This is a genomic window from Anaerotruncus sp., assembly GCF_057433415.1.
Genome location: NZ_DBMDHH010000027.1, coordinates 1 through 15,876, shown reverse-complemented (window position 1 = coordinate 15,876; position 15,876 = coordinate 1). Strand labels below are relative to the sequence as shown.

Below are 15,876 nucleotides of genomic sequence, written 5' to 3'. Positions count from 1 at the left end.
ACAATCCTGCTGTCGGAAGACTCGCCGGGGATGCACGGCGGAAAACAACGCCCGTTCCGGGCGTTCGCGCGCCCTGCGCGCGTGCGCGGCGAAGCCGCGCAGTTTTCCGCCTCCCCGTGGGCGCTGCGCGCCACGCAAAAACGGCCGTGCCTCCCCGGAAGCACCCCCGGTACGGTTCCGGGGGCTCGCCGGCAGAGGCATTGCGCCCGCGGCGCGGCGGCGGGCGGGATGCTGCACACCTGCCCATTGATCCGTGGCAGGGCGCCGCCGACTTTGGCCGAAGGCCAACCGGAGGCGGCGCGGGGGTCAAGGGGGCGCAGCCCCTCGTGCCCTTCTTTGGTTCCTTTCTTGGGCAAGCAAGAAAGGAACTCGCTGTCGGTCGACTACCGACAGGCCCTCCGACCCCCGGGCGGAATATCTAAAACCACCCCGGGGCGGGACCCGGCAAACTATACCGCTCACTGAGCGGTATGCCTAAGGACCGCCGTCGGTCGACCACCGACAACCTCCGCCGCTCCCCGAGCGGCACCTACTTCCTGCTCCACTGGACACCCTGCGGCGTGTCCTTGAGCAGGATGCCCATGGCGGTGAGCTGGTCGCGGATGGCGTCCGCCCGGGCGAAATCCTTCGCCTTGCGGGCCGCCTGGCGTTCGGTGATCAGGGCTTCGACCTCGGCGTCGAGGTCGTCCGCCCCGCGGCCATAGAGCAGGCCGAGCACGCCGCACAGCTCGTCAAACTTCTGGATCGCGTATTCAACGATCCCCTTCGAGCGGGTGTTGTTCCCAAAGAAGGTGTTGCAGTCGCGCGCAAGCTCGAAGAGGGCCGCGATGCCGTCGGCGGTGTTGAGGTCGTCGTCCATCGCCTCGACGAACTGCGCCACACGCGCGTCCGCCTGCGCGCGGAAGGCGTCCTCCCCCTCGGTCGGGGCGTCGCAGGCGTTTTTCAGCGCGAAGTCCAGTCCGTCTCGGCAGTTGTGCAGGCGGGAAAGCGCCGACTGGCACTGCTCGATCACCTCGAGCGAATAGTTGATCGGGCTGCGGTAGTGCGCCTGGAGCATCATGAATTTGATCGGCTCATAGCCGAATTTATCCGCGACCTCCCGCACGGTGAAGAAGTTGCCGAGCGACTTGCTCATCTTACGGTTGTCGACGTTGATATAGCCATTGTGCATCCAGTAGCGGACGTAGGTTGTCCCTGTGCAGCACTCGCTCTGGGCGATCTCGTTTTCGTGATGCGGAAAGATGAGGTCCTGGCCGCCGCAGTGGATGTCGATCGTGTCCCCCAGGTGTCTGCGGATCATCGCGCTGCACTCGATATGCCAGCCAGGACGGCCCTCGCCCCACGGCGAAGTCCAGCTCGGTTCGCCCGGCTTGGCCGCCTTCCACAGCACAAAGTCGAGCGGGTCCTCCTTGACGTCGCTCACGTCGATGCGCGCGCCCGCCTCCAGATCCTCCAGCGGCTGGTGGGAGAGCTTGCCGTACTCGCCAAATTTACGCGAACGGAAATAGACGCTGCCGTCCCGTTCATAGGCATACCCACGGTCCACAAGCGTCTTGACCATTCCAATGATCGTATCGATGTTCTCGGTCGCGCGCGGGTGGATGTCCGCGGGACGGATGCCCAGCCCCTCGGTGTCGGTCAGGTATTCGCCGATATACCGCTCGGCCACCTCCCGGACGGTCACGCCCTCCTCGTTGGCCTTGTTGATGAGCTTGTCGTCGATATCGGTGAAGTTCTGCACGAAGGTCACGTCATAGCCCCGGTATTCGAGATAGCGGCGCAGCGTGTCAAACACGCAGATCGGCCGCGCGTTGCCGATGTGGATGAAGTTATAGACGGTCGGCCCGCAGGCATACATCTTCACCTTCCCCGGCTCAAGGGGCACGAACTCCTCCTTGCGGCGCGTCAACGTATTGTAAATCTTCATCTTTTCTGCTCTCCTTTTCCGTGTTGTTGAGGTGGGGACGCGGGGCGCGCATGAGGCGGCGGGCCGCGCCGTCCTTCGGACGGCGCCGGCGGCTCCCCTTCGGGGAGCCGAACGCCGCGCACCGCGCGGCGGGCCCGCCGCCCGGCCGTGCGGCGCCTCCGCGGCCGTCGCTGGCGGAAGAACCCGTCTATTCCTGCGGGACGCGCACCCGGTCGTCCGCCGGGGCCGCCGCCTGTTCCTTTTCGAGCTCGCGGATGCGCTTTTCGAGCCGGTCAAGCTCGAATTGCAGCTTGCAGATCTCCTGCGCGACCGGGTCGGGCAGGTGGACATGGTCGAGGGTGTTGGGCTTGCGGCCGCCCACCCGCGCGATGCGCGCCGGAACGCCCACCGCCGTGGAGGCGGGCGGGATCGATTCGAGCAGCACGGCGTTGGCCGCGACCTTCGCGCCGTCGCCGACCTTGAACGGCCCCAGAATCTTGGCGCCGCAGCCGACCGTCACATTTTTGCCGAGCGTCGGATGGCGTTTGCCCTTGTCCTTGCCCGTGCCGCCCAAGGTGACCCCCTGGTAGATCGTGCAGCCGTCGCCGACCTCGGCGGTCTCGCCGATGACGACCCCCATACCATGGTCGATCAGGACTCCCTGGCCGATCTTCGCGCCGGGGTGTATCTCGATGCCGGTCAGAAGCCGGGAAAACTGGCTGAGAAAGCGCGCCGGCAGATAGGCCTTGTGCTCATAGAGCCAGTGCGCGGGGCGGTGCATCATGATGGCGTGCAAACCGCTCGAAAGCAGCAGCACCTCAAAGCTGTTGCGCGCCGCCGGATCGCGTTCCCTGACGGCCCGGACATCCTTTTTAATCGCGTCAAACATCCTTATCATACCTCCCAGAAAGGCTGTTATGAATCCGTAGATGCAAAATAAAAACCGCCCCGTCCGGCACTTGGCCAAACGAAGGCGGATATTCCGCGGTTCCACTTCGATTTCTCGCTCAGGGCTGACACCCTTTTCCCTTAACGCGGGATACGCGCAGCCCTAATTGGGAAAGCCCCGTTCAGGCCGCGTGCTCGCGGGCGCATTTCCCACGCAGCCTGCCGCGAAACGCGCTTGCAGCCGACGGCGCGTTCTCTCTGTCGCGGGGTGTTGCGGGTACTTCTCCCGGTCAACGCAGTATTGATCTACTATATGCAAACCATACCATATTTGTGTGAAACTTGCAAGGGGTTATTTCACGTCGGAGAGCAGGTCGCGGTTTTTCCACACGTAGTTGACCCCCGAAAGGACGGTCAGCAGCACGACGACCGCCTGGAGCACCACGTCCCCGATGAAAAACCATACCGAATAGGACTCGGGCGACGGAGGCAGCAGGCTCCACGTGACCCACATGGCCAGCAGGGTATAGAGCACCCAGATGATTTGGAAGACGGTCTTCAGCTTGCCCCAGATATCGGCGGCGATGACGCGTCCCTGTTCGGCGGCGATGAGGCGCACCGAGGTGACGAGCAGTTCCCGCGCGAGGATGATAAACACCGCGAGCGCGGACGCGCGGCCCTTGGGGATGAAGCAGATGAGCGCCGAAAAGACGAGCAGCTTATCCGCGAGCGGGTCCATGAGCTTGCCGAAATTGGTGACGAGCCCGTCCCGGCGGGCGATGTGCCCGTCGAGATAGTCGGTGAAGGAGGCGGCGGCAAAAACGACCGCCGCGAACAGATAGGCGTGCGGAATCCCGTCCGCCAGCAGGAAGACCAGAAACACCGGAATCAGTGCCATGCGCAGGACGGTGAGTTTATTTGGCAGGTTCATATCAGTCCAGAGCCCTTCCCTTTAAATCATACTGCTCGACCCCGTCGATCATGACCTCGACGTAGTCGCCCGGCAGGTGTTTGCGCCCGCTCGTGAAAAAGACCTTTGTGTCGATGTCGGGCGCGTCCATATAGCTGCGGCCGTACCACAGCTTTCCCTCGCGTCCCTCGACCGCCACCGTCAGCGTCTTGCCCAGCTGCGCGCGGTTCACTTCCTCCATTATATCATATTGCTGCTCCATGACAACCTGCGCGCGCCGTCTTTTGACCTCTTCGTCGATCTGCCCGTCCATCTCCCCCGCGGGCGTGTCCTCCTCGGCGGAATAGGCAAAACAGCCGAGCCGCTCGAAGTGTACCGCACGGATAAATTCGCACAGCTCGGTAAACTCCTCCTCCGTCTCGGTCGGGAATCCGGTGATCAGCGTCGTGCGCAGCACCACCCCCGGCACCTTCAAGCGGATCTTTTCCATCAGCGCCGCAAGGCTCTCCGCGCCGCCGCGCCGGTTCATGAGCTTTAAAATCCGGCCGCTCACATGCTGGATGGGCACGTCCATGTATTTGACGATCTTCTCCTCCCGCGCCATCACGTCGAGCAGGCGGTCGGTGATCCGGTCGGGATAGCAGTAGAGGATGCGCACCCACCGGACCCCGTCGATTTTGCAGAGCTCCTCGAGCAGCTCGGGCAGTGCCAGCCGGCCGTAGAGGTCCTCGCCGTACCGCGTGGTGTCCTGCGCCACAACGTTCAGTTCAGTCACGCCTCGCGCGGCAAGCCGTTTTGCTTCCTCCACGATCTTTTCCATCGGGCGGCTGCGGAAATCCCCGCGGATAAGCGGGATGGCGCAGTAGGAACAGCGGTTGTCGCACCCGTCCGCCACCTTGAGATAGGCGTAAAAGGGTTCGTTGGCAAGGATACGCTCCCCTTCGAGCGGCAGGGCGTCCTTCTCCCCGAAGGCGACCGTCCTTTTGCCCGCGAGCGCGTCCTCGATCGCCCGGATAATCTCCGCGTTGCGCCCGATGCCGAGCACCACGTCCGCCTCGGGGATCTCCATCGCCACCTGCTCGCGGTACCGCTCGGCCAGGCATCCGGTCACGACGACCGCCTTAATCTTCCCCGCTTCCTTCATCTGCGCGAACTCGAGGATCGTCTCGATGCTCTCCCGCTTCGCGTCCTCGATGAACCCGCAGGTGTTGATAATCACCACGTCGCACGCCTGCGCGTCGGCGCAAAGCTCGTACCCGCCCTGCACGATCAGCGCGAGCATCAGTTCCGCGTCCACCTGGTTCTTTGAACATCCGAGGGATACCATTCCAACTTTGACTGCCATGATCTTCTCCTTTTCCGCCGCCTGCGCGGCGGAGGCTTTTTGGGCTGCCGCTCATAAAGCGGCGCGGATTTTGCGGGGATTGCCGGGGCCCGCCCCGGCGGCGGTTTTCGATTTTCCGCCCTGCGGACGGACGGCCTTTTTCGCGCCCCTCCGGGGCGCTTTAGGGGAGCCGCCTGCGGCGGCATAGATTGCCGGGACCCGCCCCGGCGAGCGGGCCGACTTCTTGCGCGCCCAAGAAGTCGGCGGAAGAAGGGCGCTCAAGGGGACTTCCGCCAGTCACCTTGAGAAACCCCCGGGAGTACCTTGCCAGTACCCGCAGACTACCGCCGCTCCCCACGGGTACACTAGCTGAAAGCTCAATTCAGGTTGCGGACGCACCCAACAACGCACACCGGATGGCTCGCCGGGGACCCGCGGCGGAAAACAACGCCCGTTCCGGGCGTTCGCGCGCTCTGCGCGCGTGCGCGGCGAAGCCGCGCAGTTTTCCGCCTCCCCGTGGGCGCTGCACGCCACGCAAAAGCGGCCGTGCCTCCCCGAAAGCACTTCCGGTACGGTTCCGGGGACTCGCCGGCAGAGGCATTGCGCCCGCGGCGCGGCGGCGGGCGGGTTGTTGTACACCCGCCCATTGATCCGTGGCAGGGCGCCGCCGACTTTGGCCGAAGGCCAACCGGAGGCGGCGCGGGGGTCAAGGGGGCGCAGCCCCCTGCGGTTTCTTTCCCCTATTTCTTGGGCGGCCAAGAAATAGGGCCGCCTGCCGGGGCGGGACCCGGCAAGCTACACCGCTCACTGAGCGGCAAATCTAAGCCTGCCGTCGGTCGGCCACCGACAAGCTCCACCGCTCACTGAGCGGCAAATCTAAAACTCCTCAGTGGCCCCACAGAAGCGGGCGAGCGCCCGGCGCACGTCGGAGGGACGGTGGCCCAGCCGCAAAAGGGCGTTGTAGGCGCGGCGCTTGACCGCCTCGTCTTCCGGTGCGGCGGAATATTTCTTTTCAAGCACCTCTAACATCTGTTCCTGCGGGTCGGCGTCGAGCAGCGAAACCGCCCACTCGATCTGCTCGGCGGAAAGGCCCTTCTGCCGCAGCTCCTGGCGGATGCGCAGCAGGCCGCAGTGTTTGCGTTCGCTGAGTTCCCGCGCGTACCGTTCGGCATAGCCGTCGTCGTCCACAAGGCCCAGCTCCTCCATCCGCTCGACCGCCTGTCCCGCGGCCTCGGGGTCCACATGGCGGGCGAGGCGGTCCCGAAGCTGGCTGGAGGTGTATTCCCGGCCGGACAGCATCGAAAAGGCGCGTTCCTTGGCTTTTTTGAGCTCCGCCTCGGCGGCGAGCCCGGCAAGGCGCTCCCCGTCGACCTCCGAACCGACCGAAAGCCCCGACGCCGCAAAGACGTCGGGGTGCATACTGAGCAGGAACTCATCGTCCCCATAGAGGGCGACGCGTCCCCGTTTTGTCATTCTGACGGCGGTCAGCTTCATTCGTCATCCGTCTCCACGTCGATGTTGACGCGCGTGGCGGGCGCGGCGGGCGCTTCCACAGGGGCGGCCCCGACCTTCACCGGCTTTTTGCCGCCGGCCGCGCGCGGGGATTTCAACAACTTATCCGCGTTCTCGCGCACCTTTGCCTCAATCTCCGCCATGAGCTCGGGATTGGCCTTGAGATATTCCTTCGCGTTGTCGCGGCCCTGTCCGAGGCGGATGTCGCCGTAGTTGAACCACGAGCCGCCGCGGACCACGATGTCCAGCTTATTCGCCAGGTCGAGCACCTCGCCCTCCTGGGAAATGCCGGTGCCGTACATGATATCGAACTCCGCCTCGCGGAAGGGAGGCGCGACCTTATTCTTGACCACCTTGACGCGGGTGCGGTTGCCGATGATCTCGGTGCCGCTTTTGAGCGCCTCGATGCGGCGCACGTCGAGGCGCACCGACGCGTAGAATTTGAGCGCGCGGCCGCCCGGCGTCGTCTCGGGGTTGCCGTACATGACGCCGATCTTCTCGCGCAGCTGGTTGATAAAGATGACCACGCAGTTGGACTTGCCGATAGCGCCGGTCAGCTTGCGCAGCGCCTGGCTCATGAGGCGGGCCTGCAGGCCGACGTGGCTGTCGCCCATCTCCCCTTCGATCTCCGCCTTGGTGACCATCGCGGCCACCGAGTCGACGACGACCACGTCGATCGCGCCTGAACGCACGAGCGCCTCCGCGATCTCGAGCGCCTGCTCGCCAGTATCCGGCTGGGAGACGAGCAGCGAATCGATGTCCACCCCGAGCGCCTGCGCGTAAACAGGGTCGAGCGCGTGCTCGACGTCGATGAAGACCGCTTCGCCGCCCATCTTCTGCGCCTGCGCGACGACGTGCAGCGCGACGGTCGTCTTGCCGGAGCTCTCCGGCCCGTAAATTTCAATGATACGCCCGCGGGGAACGCCGCCGATGCCGAGCGCGATGTCCAGCGAGAGCGACCCGGTCGGGATCGCCTCCACGTTGAGGGTGCTGTCCTGCCCGAGCTTCATGACCGCGCCGCGGCCAAACTGCTTTTCAATCTGCCCAAGCGCGGTCTCAAGCGCCTTCTGCCGGTCCTCCGCAGAGATGTTCTGCCTGCGCTCGCTCACAGGCCCCATTTTTTTATCCGCCATAGCCCTGCCTCCGCCATCAAAAATCGTCGCGCGGCGGACGGCCGCGCGGATATTCACTATTCGCATTATACACGACCGCAGGCCAAAAAGCAAGTACAATTAGAACATTTGTTCTTATTTTCCTGTGGACTTTTCCGCCCGTTCCGGGTATGATGGAGATACTGCTTTTGAGAGGGGACGGGCGATGGAACGGGTATTTTCACTTTGCAGCGCGCGGGCGATCGCACGCGCGCAAAACCACCTCTACCTCGCGCCCCACCCCCTGCTCCGCCCCTGGGTGGCGCACTACACCTTCACCTTCCCGTCCGGCCTGCCGGAGGACGGGACCCTCGCCCTCATCCCCGACGCGAGCGGCTGTATCCTCCTATCGCTCGACGGAGAGGCCCGCGCCCTTGCGTGGGGCGCGACCACCGGAGTCGCCGTCGTGCGGCGGGATTTCAACGAGTCGCCCGTGCGCTTCTTCATCGAGTTCCTGCCCGGCGCGCTGGGCGCCCTGACCGGCATCCCGCAGGAGGAGCTGCGCGACCGCCGGTTCACGCTGGGCGAGGCGGACGCGGCGCTGGCCGCCGCCCTCGAAGCCGCCGCCGGCCGCGCGGCGGACGCGGATGCTCTCGCGGAGGAAACCGACCGTCTGCTGCTCGCCCGGTTTTCCGGACGTGCCCTGCCCGGCGCGGTGCGGGGCGCGATGCAGCGCCTGCGGGAGTCGTCGGGGATGCTGCCCGTCGGAGAGCTGGCCGCCGAGAGCGGCTACAGTCAGCGACACCTCAACCGCCTCTTCGGGGAGACGGTCGGCATGAATGTCAAGACCTTTGCGCGGCTGGTGCGGGTCAACGGCGCCATCCGGCTGCTGCGGCAGGGCTCCGGTTCTCTCGCCGCGCTGGCGCAGGAGGCCGGCTTTTACGACCAGTCCCATTTTATCCACGATTTTTCGCATATCTGCGGGGTCGCCCCGGGCGCCTACCTGCAGAACCTGTCCGCTTTTTACAATGAAATTTTTAAATTTTGAAGTATGCTTTTCGCAAACCCCGCCGGCGTGCCGCGGCGCCCCTCCCGGGGCGCACGGGCCCGCCGGCCCCGCGCCGTGACCGCCCGCCGCAGGGCGGGCGGGGCCGCTTTGCGGCCTAACAAAACGGCTCTGCCGTTTTGGTCACGGCGCGGTCGGGCGGTACCATACGAGGGAGGCTGAAACCATGATTGAATCGAGATGCGGGCTGCTGTGCAGCGCCTGCAATTACCGGGAGCCGATGGGCTGCAAGGGCTGCACGGCGATCGAAAAGCCCTTCTGGGGCGACGCGTGCCCGGTGAAATCCTGCTGTGAGGCAAAGGAGCTGGAGCATTGCGGGACCTGCGGGGAATTCCCCTGCGCGCTGCTCACCGGCTTTGCCTACGACCCCGGCCAGGGGGACGACGGAAAACGGATCGAACAGTGCCGCTGCTGGCGCGACGCTGAAAAGGAGGCGGTATCATGAAATTTTGCGGACCGATGCTCTGTGTCCGGGACATGGAGGCATCCAAACGGTTTTACACCGGCCTGTTCGGGCAGAAGCTCGTGCTCGACTACGGGGAGAACGTGACCTTCGACGGCGGGTTCTCCATCCAGGTGAAGTATCAGGAGATCTGCGGGCTGGACCCCGAGCGGTTTCCGACCCGCTACGGCGGCAACGACGCGGAGCTCTATTTTGAGGAGCCGGAATTTGACCGGTTCCTCGAAAAGCTCGCGGCATGGCCCGGCATCGAATACATCCTGCCCTGCCACGAGCACAACTGGGGGCAGCGGTGCGTATGTTTTTACGACCCCGACCGGCACATCATCGAGGTCGGCGAGCCGATGGACCACGTCGCCGCGCGCTTTTTGAAGCAGGGGATGCGCCCCGAGCAGGTGGCGGAACGCACCATGTTCCCGCTCGAGATCGTCCTGAAAATTCAGAAGGCGATTGGGGAATAGCGGCGAAAAAAGAGGCCCGGACGCGCTGCGTCCGGGCCTCTTTTGCATCTGAAATCACCGGCTGGTGGCGTTGCGGAACGCCTGCCGGGTCGCCTTGATCTCGGTGAGGGATTTGACGAGGACCTCCTCGGTCTTGAGCAGGCAGTTGTCGGAAAACTCCTGCGCCGCCTGACGGATCTCGCGGGATTTGAGCTGCGCCTGGGAGAGGATTTCCGACGCCTTGGCCTGCGCCGCCTTGCTGACCTCCTCCTGCGCGATGAGGGTGCGGGCGCGGTCCTCCGCCTTGCGTACGATCTGCTCCGCCTCTTTCTTGGCGTTTTCGATGATGTCGGTGCGGTCGGAGACGATCGCCTTGGCCTGCTTGATCTCCGCCGGGATATTCAGGCGGATATCGTCGATCAGGTCGCGCACCTTGTCGGCGTCCACCACGCACCGGCCGCCCGAAAGCGGCAGGCTCCAGGAACGGTCGAGCAGTTCGTCGATCACGTCCAGAATTTCATCGATATTCATTCGGAATCCACTCCTTTATCGGTTATTCGTCAGCTGTTTCGGTTTCGGGAAATTTGATTTTGAGCCGCTCGACCACCGTATCCAGGATGATGGAGGGGACAAAGCTGCTCACGTCGCCGCCGAAGCGGGCAATCTGCCGCACCATGCTCGAGCTCAGGTACATGTTGTCGCTGCTCGGCGTGAGAAACACCGTCTCCGTCTGGGGCATCAGCTTGCGGTTGGTCAGCGCCATCTGGAACTCATAATCAAAGTCGGATACCGCCCGCAGGCCCTTGACGATGGCGACCGCGGACTTCCTACGAACATAGTCTATCAGTAAACCGCTGAACTTGTCAACTTCCACGTTGGGCATGTCCACGCAGACCGCGTGGATGAGACGCACCCGCTCGTCGAGGGAAAAGATCGGGTTCTTGTCGGGGTTGGCGCTCACCACCACGATCACCCGGTCGAAGAGGCTCGCCGCCCGCCGGATGATCTCCTCATGTCCCTTGGTGATCGGGTCAAAGCTCCCGGGGCAGATCGCCAGTCTTTCCATTCGTCATTCCTCTTCCTGTCGTTTTCTGTAGGTCGTGATCTTCGCCTTGCCGTATCGGTAGGTCCGGTGCAGCAGGAATTCCCCCGCCGCCTCCGGCAGCTCCTCGTTCTTTTCCGTCTCGCAGACGATGACGCCCGTGTCCTTCATGAGTCCCGCGAGCTTCGGCAGCACCGCGGGGATGAGGTTTTCACCGTAGGGCGGGTCGAGCAGGGCGATATCGAACCGTTCCCTGGCGCCGAGCAGGAAGCTCTGCGCCTCCATCGCGGCCACCCGCGCGCGGTCGGCAAGCTTGGCCGCCGCAAGGTTGCGGCGGATGACCTCCTGCGCCGCGCGCTCCCGGTCGACAAAGACGCACTGCTTCGCCCCGCGCGACAGCGCCTCGATGCCGAGCTGCCCGCTCCCCGCGAAGAGGTCGAGCACGACCGCCTCCGCAAGCTCGAAATGCAGGATGCTGAACATGGCCTCCTTGGCCATATCGGACGTCGGCCGCGTCGCAAGCCCCTCCGGGGCTTCCAGCCGCGTGCCGCGTGCCGTTCCGGTAATTACTCTCATATCGATTCCCTTCCTGCCAGGGGGACTTTTGAAAAAGTCCCCCTGGACCCCGAAAACTTTTATCAATTAGCCCTCCGCCGCCCCCGCCGCCTCTACCCGTGAGGCAAAGCGGCGGCCTCCCCGCCGCACGGGCGGCGGATCATCCCGGCGCGGAGTGTGAAGCCTGAACCAAACGCTTTGAGGGCTTCCAAAGGGAACTTCCTTCGCCGTACCCCGCGCTTTAGGCACGGGCGGCGGATCATTCCGGCGCGGGGTGTGAACCCTGAACCAAACGCTTTGAGGGTTTCCAAAGGGATCTTCCTTCGCCGTACCCCGCGCTTCAGGCACGGGCGGCGGATCATCCCGGCGCGGAATGTGAAGCCTGAACCAAACGCTTTGAGGTTTCCAAAGAGATCTTCCTTCGCCGTACCCCGCGCTTCAGGCACGGGCGGCGGATCATCCCGGCGCAGAGTGTGAAGCCTGAACCAAACGCTTTGAGGGTTTCCAAAGGGAACCTTCTCGAAAGTTCCCTTTGGTCATGATACGGGGTTTTGCGCGGTTTGTCAATCTTCGGCGTGCAGGAAGTCGTAGAGCTTCCGCGCGGCGGGTTTGGAGACCCCCTTGACCTCCGCGAGCTGGTCCGGGGTCGCGGCGCGGATGGCCTTGATCGTCTTGAAGTGCCGGAAGATCTCCGCCGCGCGTTTTTCGCCGATCCCCTCGCACTGGGTGAGGGTGGATTCAAACGCCGACTTCTGGTGCCGCGCACGGGAAAAGGTGATGGAAAAACGGTGCACCTCGTCCTGGATCGTCGACACGAGGGTAAAGGCGCTGCGGTGGGAATTGATCGCGATCTCGCCGCCCGACTCGGCGATCGCGCGGGTGCGGTGCCGGTCGTCCTTGACCATGCCGAAGACGGGCGCCGAAACCCCCATCGAGGCGAGCAGCGGCACGATCGTAGAGACGTGCCCCTTTCCGCCGTCGAGCAGGATGAGGTCGGGCATCCGGTCGAACGCCTCGTCCTTCTGTGTTTCGTCGAAATAGCGGCCGAACCGCCGGGAAAGCACCTCCGACATGCTCGCGTAGTCGTCGGTGCCCTGCACCGTCTTGATCGTAAACTTGCGGTAGCAGGCGCGTTTGGGCCGCCCGTTCTCAAAGACGACCATGCCGCCCACCACCGTGTCCGAGCCGATGTTGGAGATGTCGTAGGCCTCGATGTAGGCGGGCGGCTTTGAAAGCCCCAGCAGCCGCGCCAGCTCGTCGAGCGCCGCGACCTCCCGGCCGGTGCGCTCCGCCTTCTGCGACAGCCGTTCGGCGGCGTTCGCCCGCGCCATTTCCACGAGCTTCTGCTGCTCGCCCCGCTGGGGCACCCGGATCTCCACCCGGTGGCCCGCCTGCTCGGAGAGCAGCTGCGCGGCGATGTCGACGTCCTCGATCTCCCCGTCGAGCTGGACCCGCTTGGGGATGTCCTCGCGGGTGGTGTAGTAGCGCAGCAGGAATTCCAGCCGCGCGCCGTCGAGGTCGTCCACCGCGCCGAGCAGGAAATCCTGCTTGTCCACCAGCCGCTCCCCGCGGAATTTGAGCACCACGGCGCAGGTGTCCTGCTCGCTGCGCGCGAGCGCGATGATGTCCTGGTTGGCAACCTTGGAAAAGACCACCTTCTGCGACTCGCTGATCCGGCTGATCGCCTTGATGCGGTCGCGCAGCTGCGCGGCCTTCTCGAACTGCATCTTTTCGGCGCACTCGTTCATCCGCCGGGTCAGCAGCTCCACCGACTGGGCGCCGCCGCCCCGGATGTATTCGAGCGCCTGCTCGAGGACCTCCGCGTACTCCTCCTGCGAAACCCGCCCCCGGCAGACTCCCATGCACTGCTTGATATGGAAGTTGAGGCAGGGGCGTCCCTTGCCGAACTCCTGCGGGAACCTGCGGGTGCAGGTGGGCAGCAGGAAGGCGCGGTTCACCTCGTCGACCGTCTCGTTGACGACGAAGGAGGAGATGTACGGCCCGATATAGGTCGCGCCGTCGTCCTCCCGCTGGAAGACGTGCCGGATGCGCGGGTAGGGCTCCTTCGAGACCTTGATGTAGCTGTAGCCCTTGTCGTCCTTGAGCAGGATGTTATATTTGGGGGAATGCAGCTTGATCATGCTGCACTCGAGCACGAGCGCCTCGAATTCGCTGTCGGTGACGATATAGTCGAAGTCGTGGACGTGGCTCACCATCTGGTAGACCTTGGGCAGATGCTTTTCCACCGCGCGGAAATAGCTGCTCACGCGGTTTTTGAGCGCCTTGGCCTTGCCGATATAGATGATGTCGCCCGCGCGGTTCTTCATGATGTACACGCCCGGCCGCAACGGCAGCTTGTGCGCCTTTTCGGCGAGGTATGGCAGACGCGGGTTATCCAAGGGAGCCCTCCTTCCCGCAATAGGAATTGTTTGCCGATAAAATGAAAAAATGCACCGTCAGGCTTCTGAGCGGTGCATTTTCAGCAGGTGGGTGCGATTACTCGGTGAAGCCGGACTCGACCAGCTTGACAAGCCCCTCAACGGCGGCCTGCTCGTCGGAACCGTCCGCGATGATGCGGATGGTGGTGCCGCCGACGATGCCGAGGGAAAGAACGCCGAGCAGGCTCTTGGCGTTGACGCGGCGCTCCTCCTTCTCAACCCAGATGGAGGATTTATACTCGTTGGCCTTCTGAATAAAGAATGTTGCGGGGCGGGCGTGCAAACCGACCTGATTCTGAACGGCGACTTCTTTCACAAACATTTCAATACTCTCCTATTTCTCAAGTATGTGGCGTTGAATTAGTTGTTACTATTATAAGCGCATTGCGCCAAAGCGTCAACGCTTTTTGTCCCACTTTTGCCAATCGCAGGGATTTTCTGTTTCTTTCCCAGTTCGGCCGCTTTACCGCTCCTACGGAATTGTGCAACTTTGCTATAAAGTTTTCAACAATTATAGCAAGATACCCGGAAAGATCGGCCGGGTTTCAAAACATCTGCCGAACCTGGTCGAAAAAGCGCGCAACATGCGGCTGGGCCAGCGTGTAGACCACCGGCACAAGCAGGGCGGGCAGCAGGTTGGCGGTGCGGATGTTTGTGAACTCCAGAAAATTGATGCCGATGCACATGACGATTGTATAACCCACCATGCAGATGGCGTTGAGCATCGGGCCGGAGACGATCGGCGCGAGCACCCCGGCAAGCAGCGTGATCGCGCCCTGGTAGGCAAGCACCGGGATGAACGCAAACACCACGCCGAAGCCCAGTGTGGAACCGAGGATGATCGAACAGATGAAGTCGAGCGCGGATTTGATGAACAGGACGCTCGGGTCGCCGGTGAGGCCGTCGTTGAGCGCGCCGATAATCGCCATCGCGCCGATACAGAAGATGAGCGACGCGTTGATGAATCCCTTTGCGAAGCCCTCTCTGCCGAACTTTGCCTCGATCGCCTTCCCGCCGCGCACGAGCGCCGCGTCGATGTCGCACAGTTCCCCGAGCACCCCGCCGATCACCATGCTGGCGATCAGCAGGAGCGACCCGTCGGCGGACAGCTTGCCGTCGGCGCCCACCGTGACCATCGAGGTGATGACCCCTTCGATCCCCACGAGAAAGACCGCCAGCCCCAGCAGCTTCATCGCCGTCTCCTCCACCTTTTTGGGGAGGCCGCGGCGGATCAGCAGGCCGATCATGCCGCCCACGATCACTGAAATTGCGTTGACTATCGTTCCCATCTATTCTGCCTCGTTTCTGTCATTGTATGTGCCGTGTTTGCGCGGGGTTCCCCGCGAATTCGGTTTTGACGCTCAGAATGCGGCGCGGTTCGTCGGTTTCCACCGGCGGCCGCTTTGGATTTGCCGCTCACCGAGCGGCGGAGTTTGTCGGTGGTCGACCGACGGCGATCTTTCAGACTTTTCCGCCCAGCGGGCGGGGGTCTTTTGTTCGCGCCCCTTCGGGGCGCTTTATAGGTACCGCCTTCGGCGGCGGGGATTGCCGGGTCCCGCCCCGGGGTGGGCTTAGATTTTCCGCTCATCGAGCGGCGGAGCTTGTCGGTGGTCGACCGACGGCGATCTTTCAGACTTTTCCGCCCGGCGGGCGGAGGGCTTTTGTTCGCGCCCCTTCGGGGTGCTTTATAGGTGCCGCCTTCGGCGGCGGGGATTGCCGGGTTCCGCCCCGGCGGGCGGCCCCATTTCTTGTACGGACAAGAAATGGGGGAAAGAAGCCGCAAGGGGCTATGCCCCCTTGACCCCCGCGCCGCCTCCGGTTGGCCTTCGGCCAAAGTCGGCGGCGCCCCCGCCACGGATGAGCGGACGGGTGTACAGCATCCTGCCCGCCGCCGCGCCGCGGGCGCAATGCCTCTGCCGGCGAGCCTCCGGAGCCGTACCGGAAATGCGCTTGGGGGAGGCACGGCCGCTTTTGCGTGGCGCGCAGCGTCCACGGGGAGGCGGAAAACTGCGCGGCTTCGCCGCGCACGCGCGCAGGGCGCGCGAACGCCCGGAACGGGCGTTGTTTTCCGCCGCGGATTATGGCGAGCCATCCGGCTTCGGTCGTTGGGTGCGCCCGCAACCTGAATTGAGCCTTCAGCTGGTGTACCCGTGGGGAGCGGCGGTAGTCTGCGGGTTATAGCAAGGTACTCCCGGAGGTTTCTCAAGGGGACTGGCGGAAGTCCCCTTGAGCGCCCTTCTTCCG

At 63.9% G+C, this 15,876-nt stretch carries 15 protein-coding genes and 1 other annotated feature; of the genes, 3 read left to right on the top strand and 12 right to left on the bottom strand.

From position 1 onward, the window contains the following. Window positions 1-529 precede the first annotated feature (529 nt). The 6 genes from cysS to recA all read right to left on the bottom strand — a co-directional run bounded on the left by cysS (window position 530) and on the right by recA (window position 7,673). Window positions 530-1,927 carry a cysteine--tRNA ligase gene (gene cysS, locus ACZO3G_RS08875; protein WP_276874933.1) on the bottom strand — a complete coding sequence of 466 codons (1,398 nt, stop codon included), beginning with the start codon at window positions 1,925-1,927 and terminating at the stop codon, window positions 530-532. Window positions 1,928-2,114: 187 nt separating this feature from the next. Beyond that, on the bottom strand, window positions 2,115-2,795 hold the full coding sequence (gene epsC, locus ACZO3G_RS08870) for a serine O-acetyltransferase EpsC (RefSeq protein WP_277138685.1): 681 nt from the start codon (window positions 2,793-2,795) through the stop codon (window positions 2,115-2,117). Window positions 2,796-2,872: 77 nt separating this feature from the next. Continuing rightward, window positions 2,873-3,097: a binding site (T-box leader), on the bottom strand. Window positions 3,098-3,146: 49 nt separating this feature from the next. Further along, window positions 3,147-3,725, bottom strand: a complete 579-nt coding sequence (pgsA, locus tag ACZO3G_RS08865; protein ID WP_121587733.1) for a CDP-diacylglycerol--glycerol-3-phosphate 3-phosphatidyltransferase — start codon at window positions 3,723-3,725, stop codon at window positions 3,147-3,149. A gap of 1 nt (window position 3,726) precedes the next feature. Continuing rightward, on the bottom strand, window positions 3,727-5,049 hold the full coding sequence (rimO, locus tag ACZO3G_RS08860; protein ID WP_276874825.1) for a 30S ribosomal protein S12 methylthiotransferase RimO: 1,323 nt from the start codon (window positions 5,047-5,049) through the stop codon (window positions 3,727-3,729). Window positions 5,050-5,904: 855 nt separating this feature from the next. Next, entirely contained in the window at window positions 5,905-6,522 is a 618-nt protein-coding gene (locus tag ACZO3G_RS08855) for a regulatory protein RecX (RefSeq protein ID WP_276873566.1), read from the bottom strand. Beyond that, a complete protein-coding gene (gene recA, locus ACZO3G_RS08850; protein WP_276873569.1) occupies window positions 6,519-7,673 on the bottom strand; it encodes a recombinase RecA in 1,155 nt (384 codons plus the stop codon). The genes ACZO3G_RS08855 and recA overlap by 4 nt, the downstream gene beginning before the upstream one ends. Window positions 7,674-7,857: 184 nt before the next feature. Here recA and ACZO3G_RS08845 point away from each other — a divergent pair, with 184 nt between their 5' ends. The 3 genes from ACZO3G_RS08845 (at window position 7,858) to ACZO3G_RS08835 (ending at window position 9,618) form a co-directional block, all read left to right on the top strand. After that, on the top strand, window positions 7,858-8,679 hold the full coding sequence (locus tag ACZO3G_RS08845; RefSeq protein ID WP_277138734.1) for a helix-turn-helix transcriptional regulator: 822 nt from the start codon (window positions 7,858-7,860) through the stop codon (window positions 8,677-8,679). Window positions 8,680-8,863: 184 nt separating this feature from the next. Further along, window positions 8,864-9,142 carry a DUF3795 domain-containing protein gene (locus tag ACZO3G_RS08840; protein ID WP_276873574.1) on the top strand — a complete coding sequence of 93 codons (279 nt, stop codon included), beginning with the start codon at window positions 8,864-8,866 and terminating at the stop codon, window positions 9,140-9,142. Beyond that, the gene (locus ACZO3G_RS08835) at window positions 9,139-9,618 is read left to right on the top strand and encodes a VOC family protein (RefSeq protein WP_276873578.1); all 480 of its coding nucleotides are present in this window, start codon (window positions 9,139-9,141) and stop codon (window positions 9,616-9,618) included. The genes ACZO3G_RS08840 and ACZO3G_RS08835 overlap by 4 nt, the downstream gene beginning before the upstream one ends. Before the next feature lie 54 nt (window positions 9,619-9,672). On the opposite strand, the gene ACZO3G_RS08830 is transcribed toward ACZO3G_RS08835, so the two are convergent. From ACZO3G_RS08830 to ACZO3G_RS08805, 6 genes are all read right to left on the bottom strand, one after another. Then, a complete protein-coding gene (locus ACZO3G_RS08830; protein WP_101552404.1) occupies window positions 9,673-10,128 on the bottom strand; it encodes an ATPase in 456 nt (151 codons plus the stop codon). Window positions 10,129-10,150: 22 nt separating this feature from the next. Continuing rightward, entirely contained in the window at window positions 10,151-10,663 is a 513-nt protein-coding gene (gene coaD, locus ACZO3G_RS08825) for a pantetheine-phosphate adenylyltransferase (protein WP_486847070.1), read from the bottom strand. Window positions 10,664-10,666: 3 nt separating this feature from the next. After that, window positions 10,667-11,215 (bottom strand): 16S rRNA (guanine(966)-N(2))-methyltransferase RsmD, encoded by a 549-nt coding sequence (gene rsmD, locus ACZO3G_RS08820; RefSeq protein ID WP_121587371.1) that lies wholly within the window; start codon window positions 11,213-11,215, stop codon window positions 10,667-10,669. A gap of 542 nt (window positions 11,216-11,757) precedes the next feature. After that, window positions 11,758-13,593 (bottom strand): excinuclease ABC subunit UvrC, encoded by a 1,836-nt coding sequence (gene uvrC / locus ACZO3G_RS08815; protein WP_276873587.1) that lies wholly within the window; start codon window positions 13,591-13,593, stop codon window positions 11,758-11,760. Window positions 13,594-13,690: 97 nt separating this feature from the next. Next, a complete protein-coding gene (locus ACZO3G_RS08810) occupies window positions 13,691-13,954 on the bottom strand; it encodes an HPr family phosphocarrier protein (RefSeq protein WP_101552412.1) in 264 nt (87 codons plus the stop codon). Between the two features lie 223 nt (window positions 13,955-14,177). Next, complete coding sequence (locus tag ACZO3G_RS08805; RefSeq protein ID WP_101552414.1) at window positions 14,178-14,921, bottom strand: DUF554 domain-containing protein; 744 nt, start codon at window positions 14,919-14,921, stop codon at window positions 14,178-14,180. Between the last annotated feature and the right edge of the window lie 955 nt (window positions 14,922-15,876).

Bases quoted from the DNA above. Each gene is read 5' to 3' on its own strand.
- ACZO3G_RS08855 (WP_276873566.1), bottom strand. From the start codon at position 6,522: ATGAAGCTGACCGCCGTCAGAATGACAAAACGGGGACGCGTCGCCCTC.
- rimO (WP_276874825.1), bottom strand. From the start codon at position 5,049: ATGGCAGTCAAAGTTGGAATGGTATCCCTCGGATGTTCAAAGAACCAG.
- ACZO3G_RS08810 (WP_101552412.1), bottom strand. From the start codon at position 13,954: ATGTTTGTGAAAGAAGTCGCCGTTCAGAATCAGGTCGGTTTGCACGCC.
- pgsA (WP_121587733.1), bottom strand. From the start codon at position 3,725: ATGAACCTGCCAAATAAACTCACCGTCCTGCGCATGGCACTGATTCCG.
- ACZO3G_RS08840 (WP_276873574.1), top strand. From the start codon at position 8,864: ATGATTGAATCGAGATGCGGGCTGCTGTGCAGCGCCTGCAATTACCGG.
- coaD (WP_486847070.1), bottom strand. From the start codon at position 10,663: ATGGAAAGACTGGCGATCTGCCCCGGGAGCTTTGACCCGATCACCAAG.
- ACZO3G_RS08845 (WP_277138734.1), top strand. From the start codon at position 7,858: ATGGAACGGGTATTTTCACTTTGCAGCGCGCGGGCGATCGCACGCGCG.
- recA (WP_276873569.1), bottom strand. From the start codon at position 7,673: ATGGCGGATAAAAAAATGGGGCCTGTGAGCGAGCGCAGGCAGAACATC.
- cysS (WP_276874933.1), bottom strand. From the start codon at position 1,927: ATGAAGATTTACAATACGTTGACGCGCCGCAAGGAGGAGTTCGTGCCC.
- epsC (WP_277138685.1), bottom strand. From the start codon at position 2,795: ATGTTTGACGCGATTAAAAAGGATGTCCGGGCCGTCAGGGAACGCGAT.
- ACZO3G_RS08830 (WP_101552404.1), bottom strand. From the start codon at position 10,128: ATGAATATCGATGAAATTCTGGACGTGATCGACGAACTGCTCGACCGT.
- ACZO3G_RS08805 (WP_101552414.1), bottom strand. From the start codon at position 14,921: ATGGGAACGATAGTCAACGCAATTTCAGTGATCGTGGGCGGCATGATC.
- rsmD (WP_121587371.1), bottom strand. From the start codon at position 11,215: ATGAGAGTAATTACCGGAACGGCACGCGGCACGCGGCTGGAAGCCCCG.
- ACZO3G_RS08835 (WP_276873578.1), top strand. From the start codon at position 9,139: ATGAAATTTTGCGGACCGATGCTCTGTGTCCGGGACATGGAGGCATCC.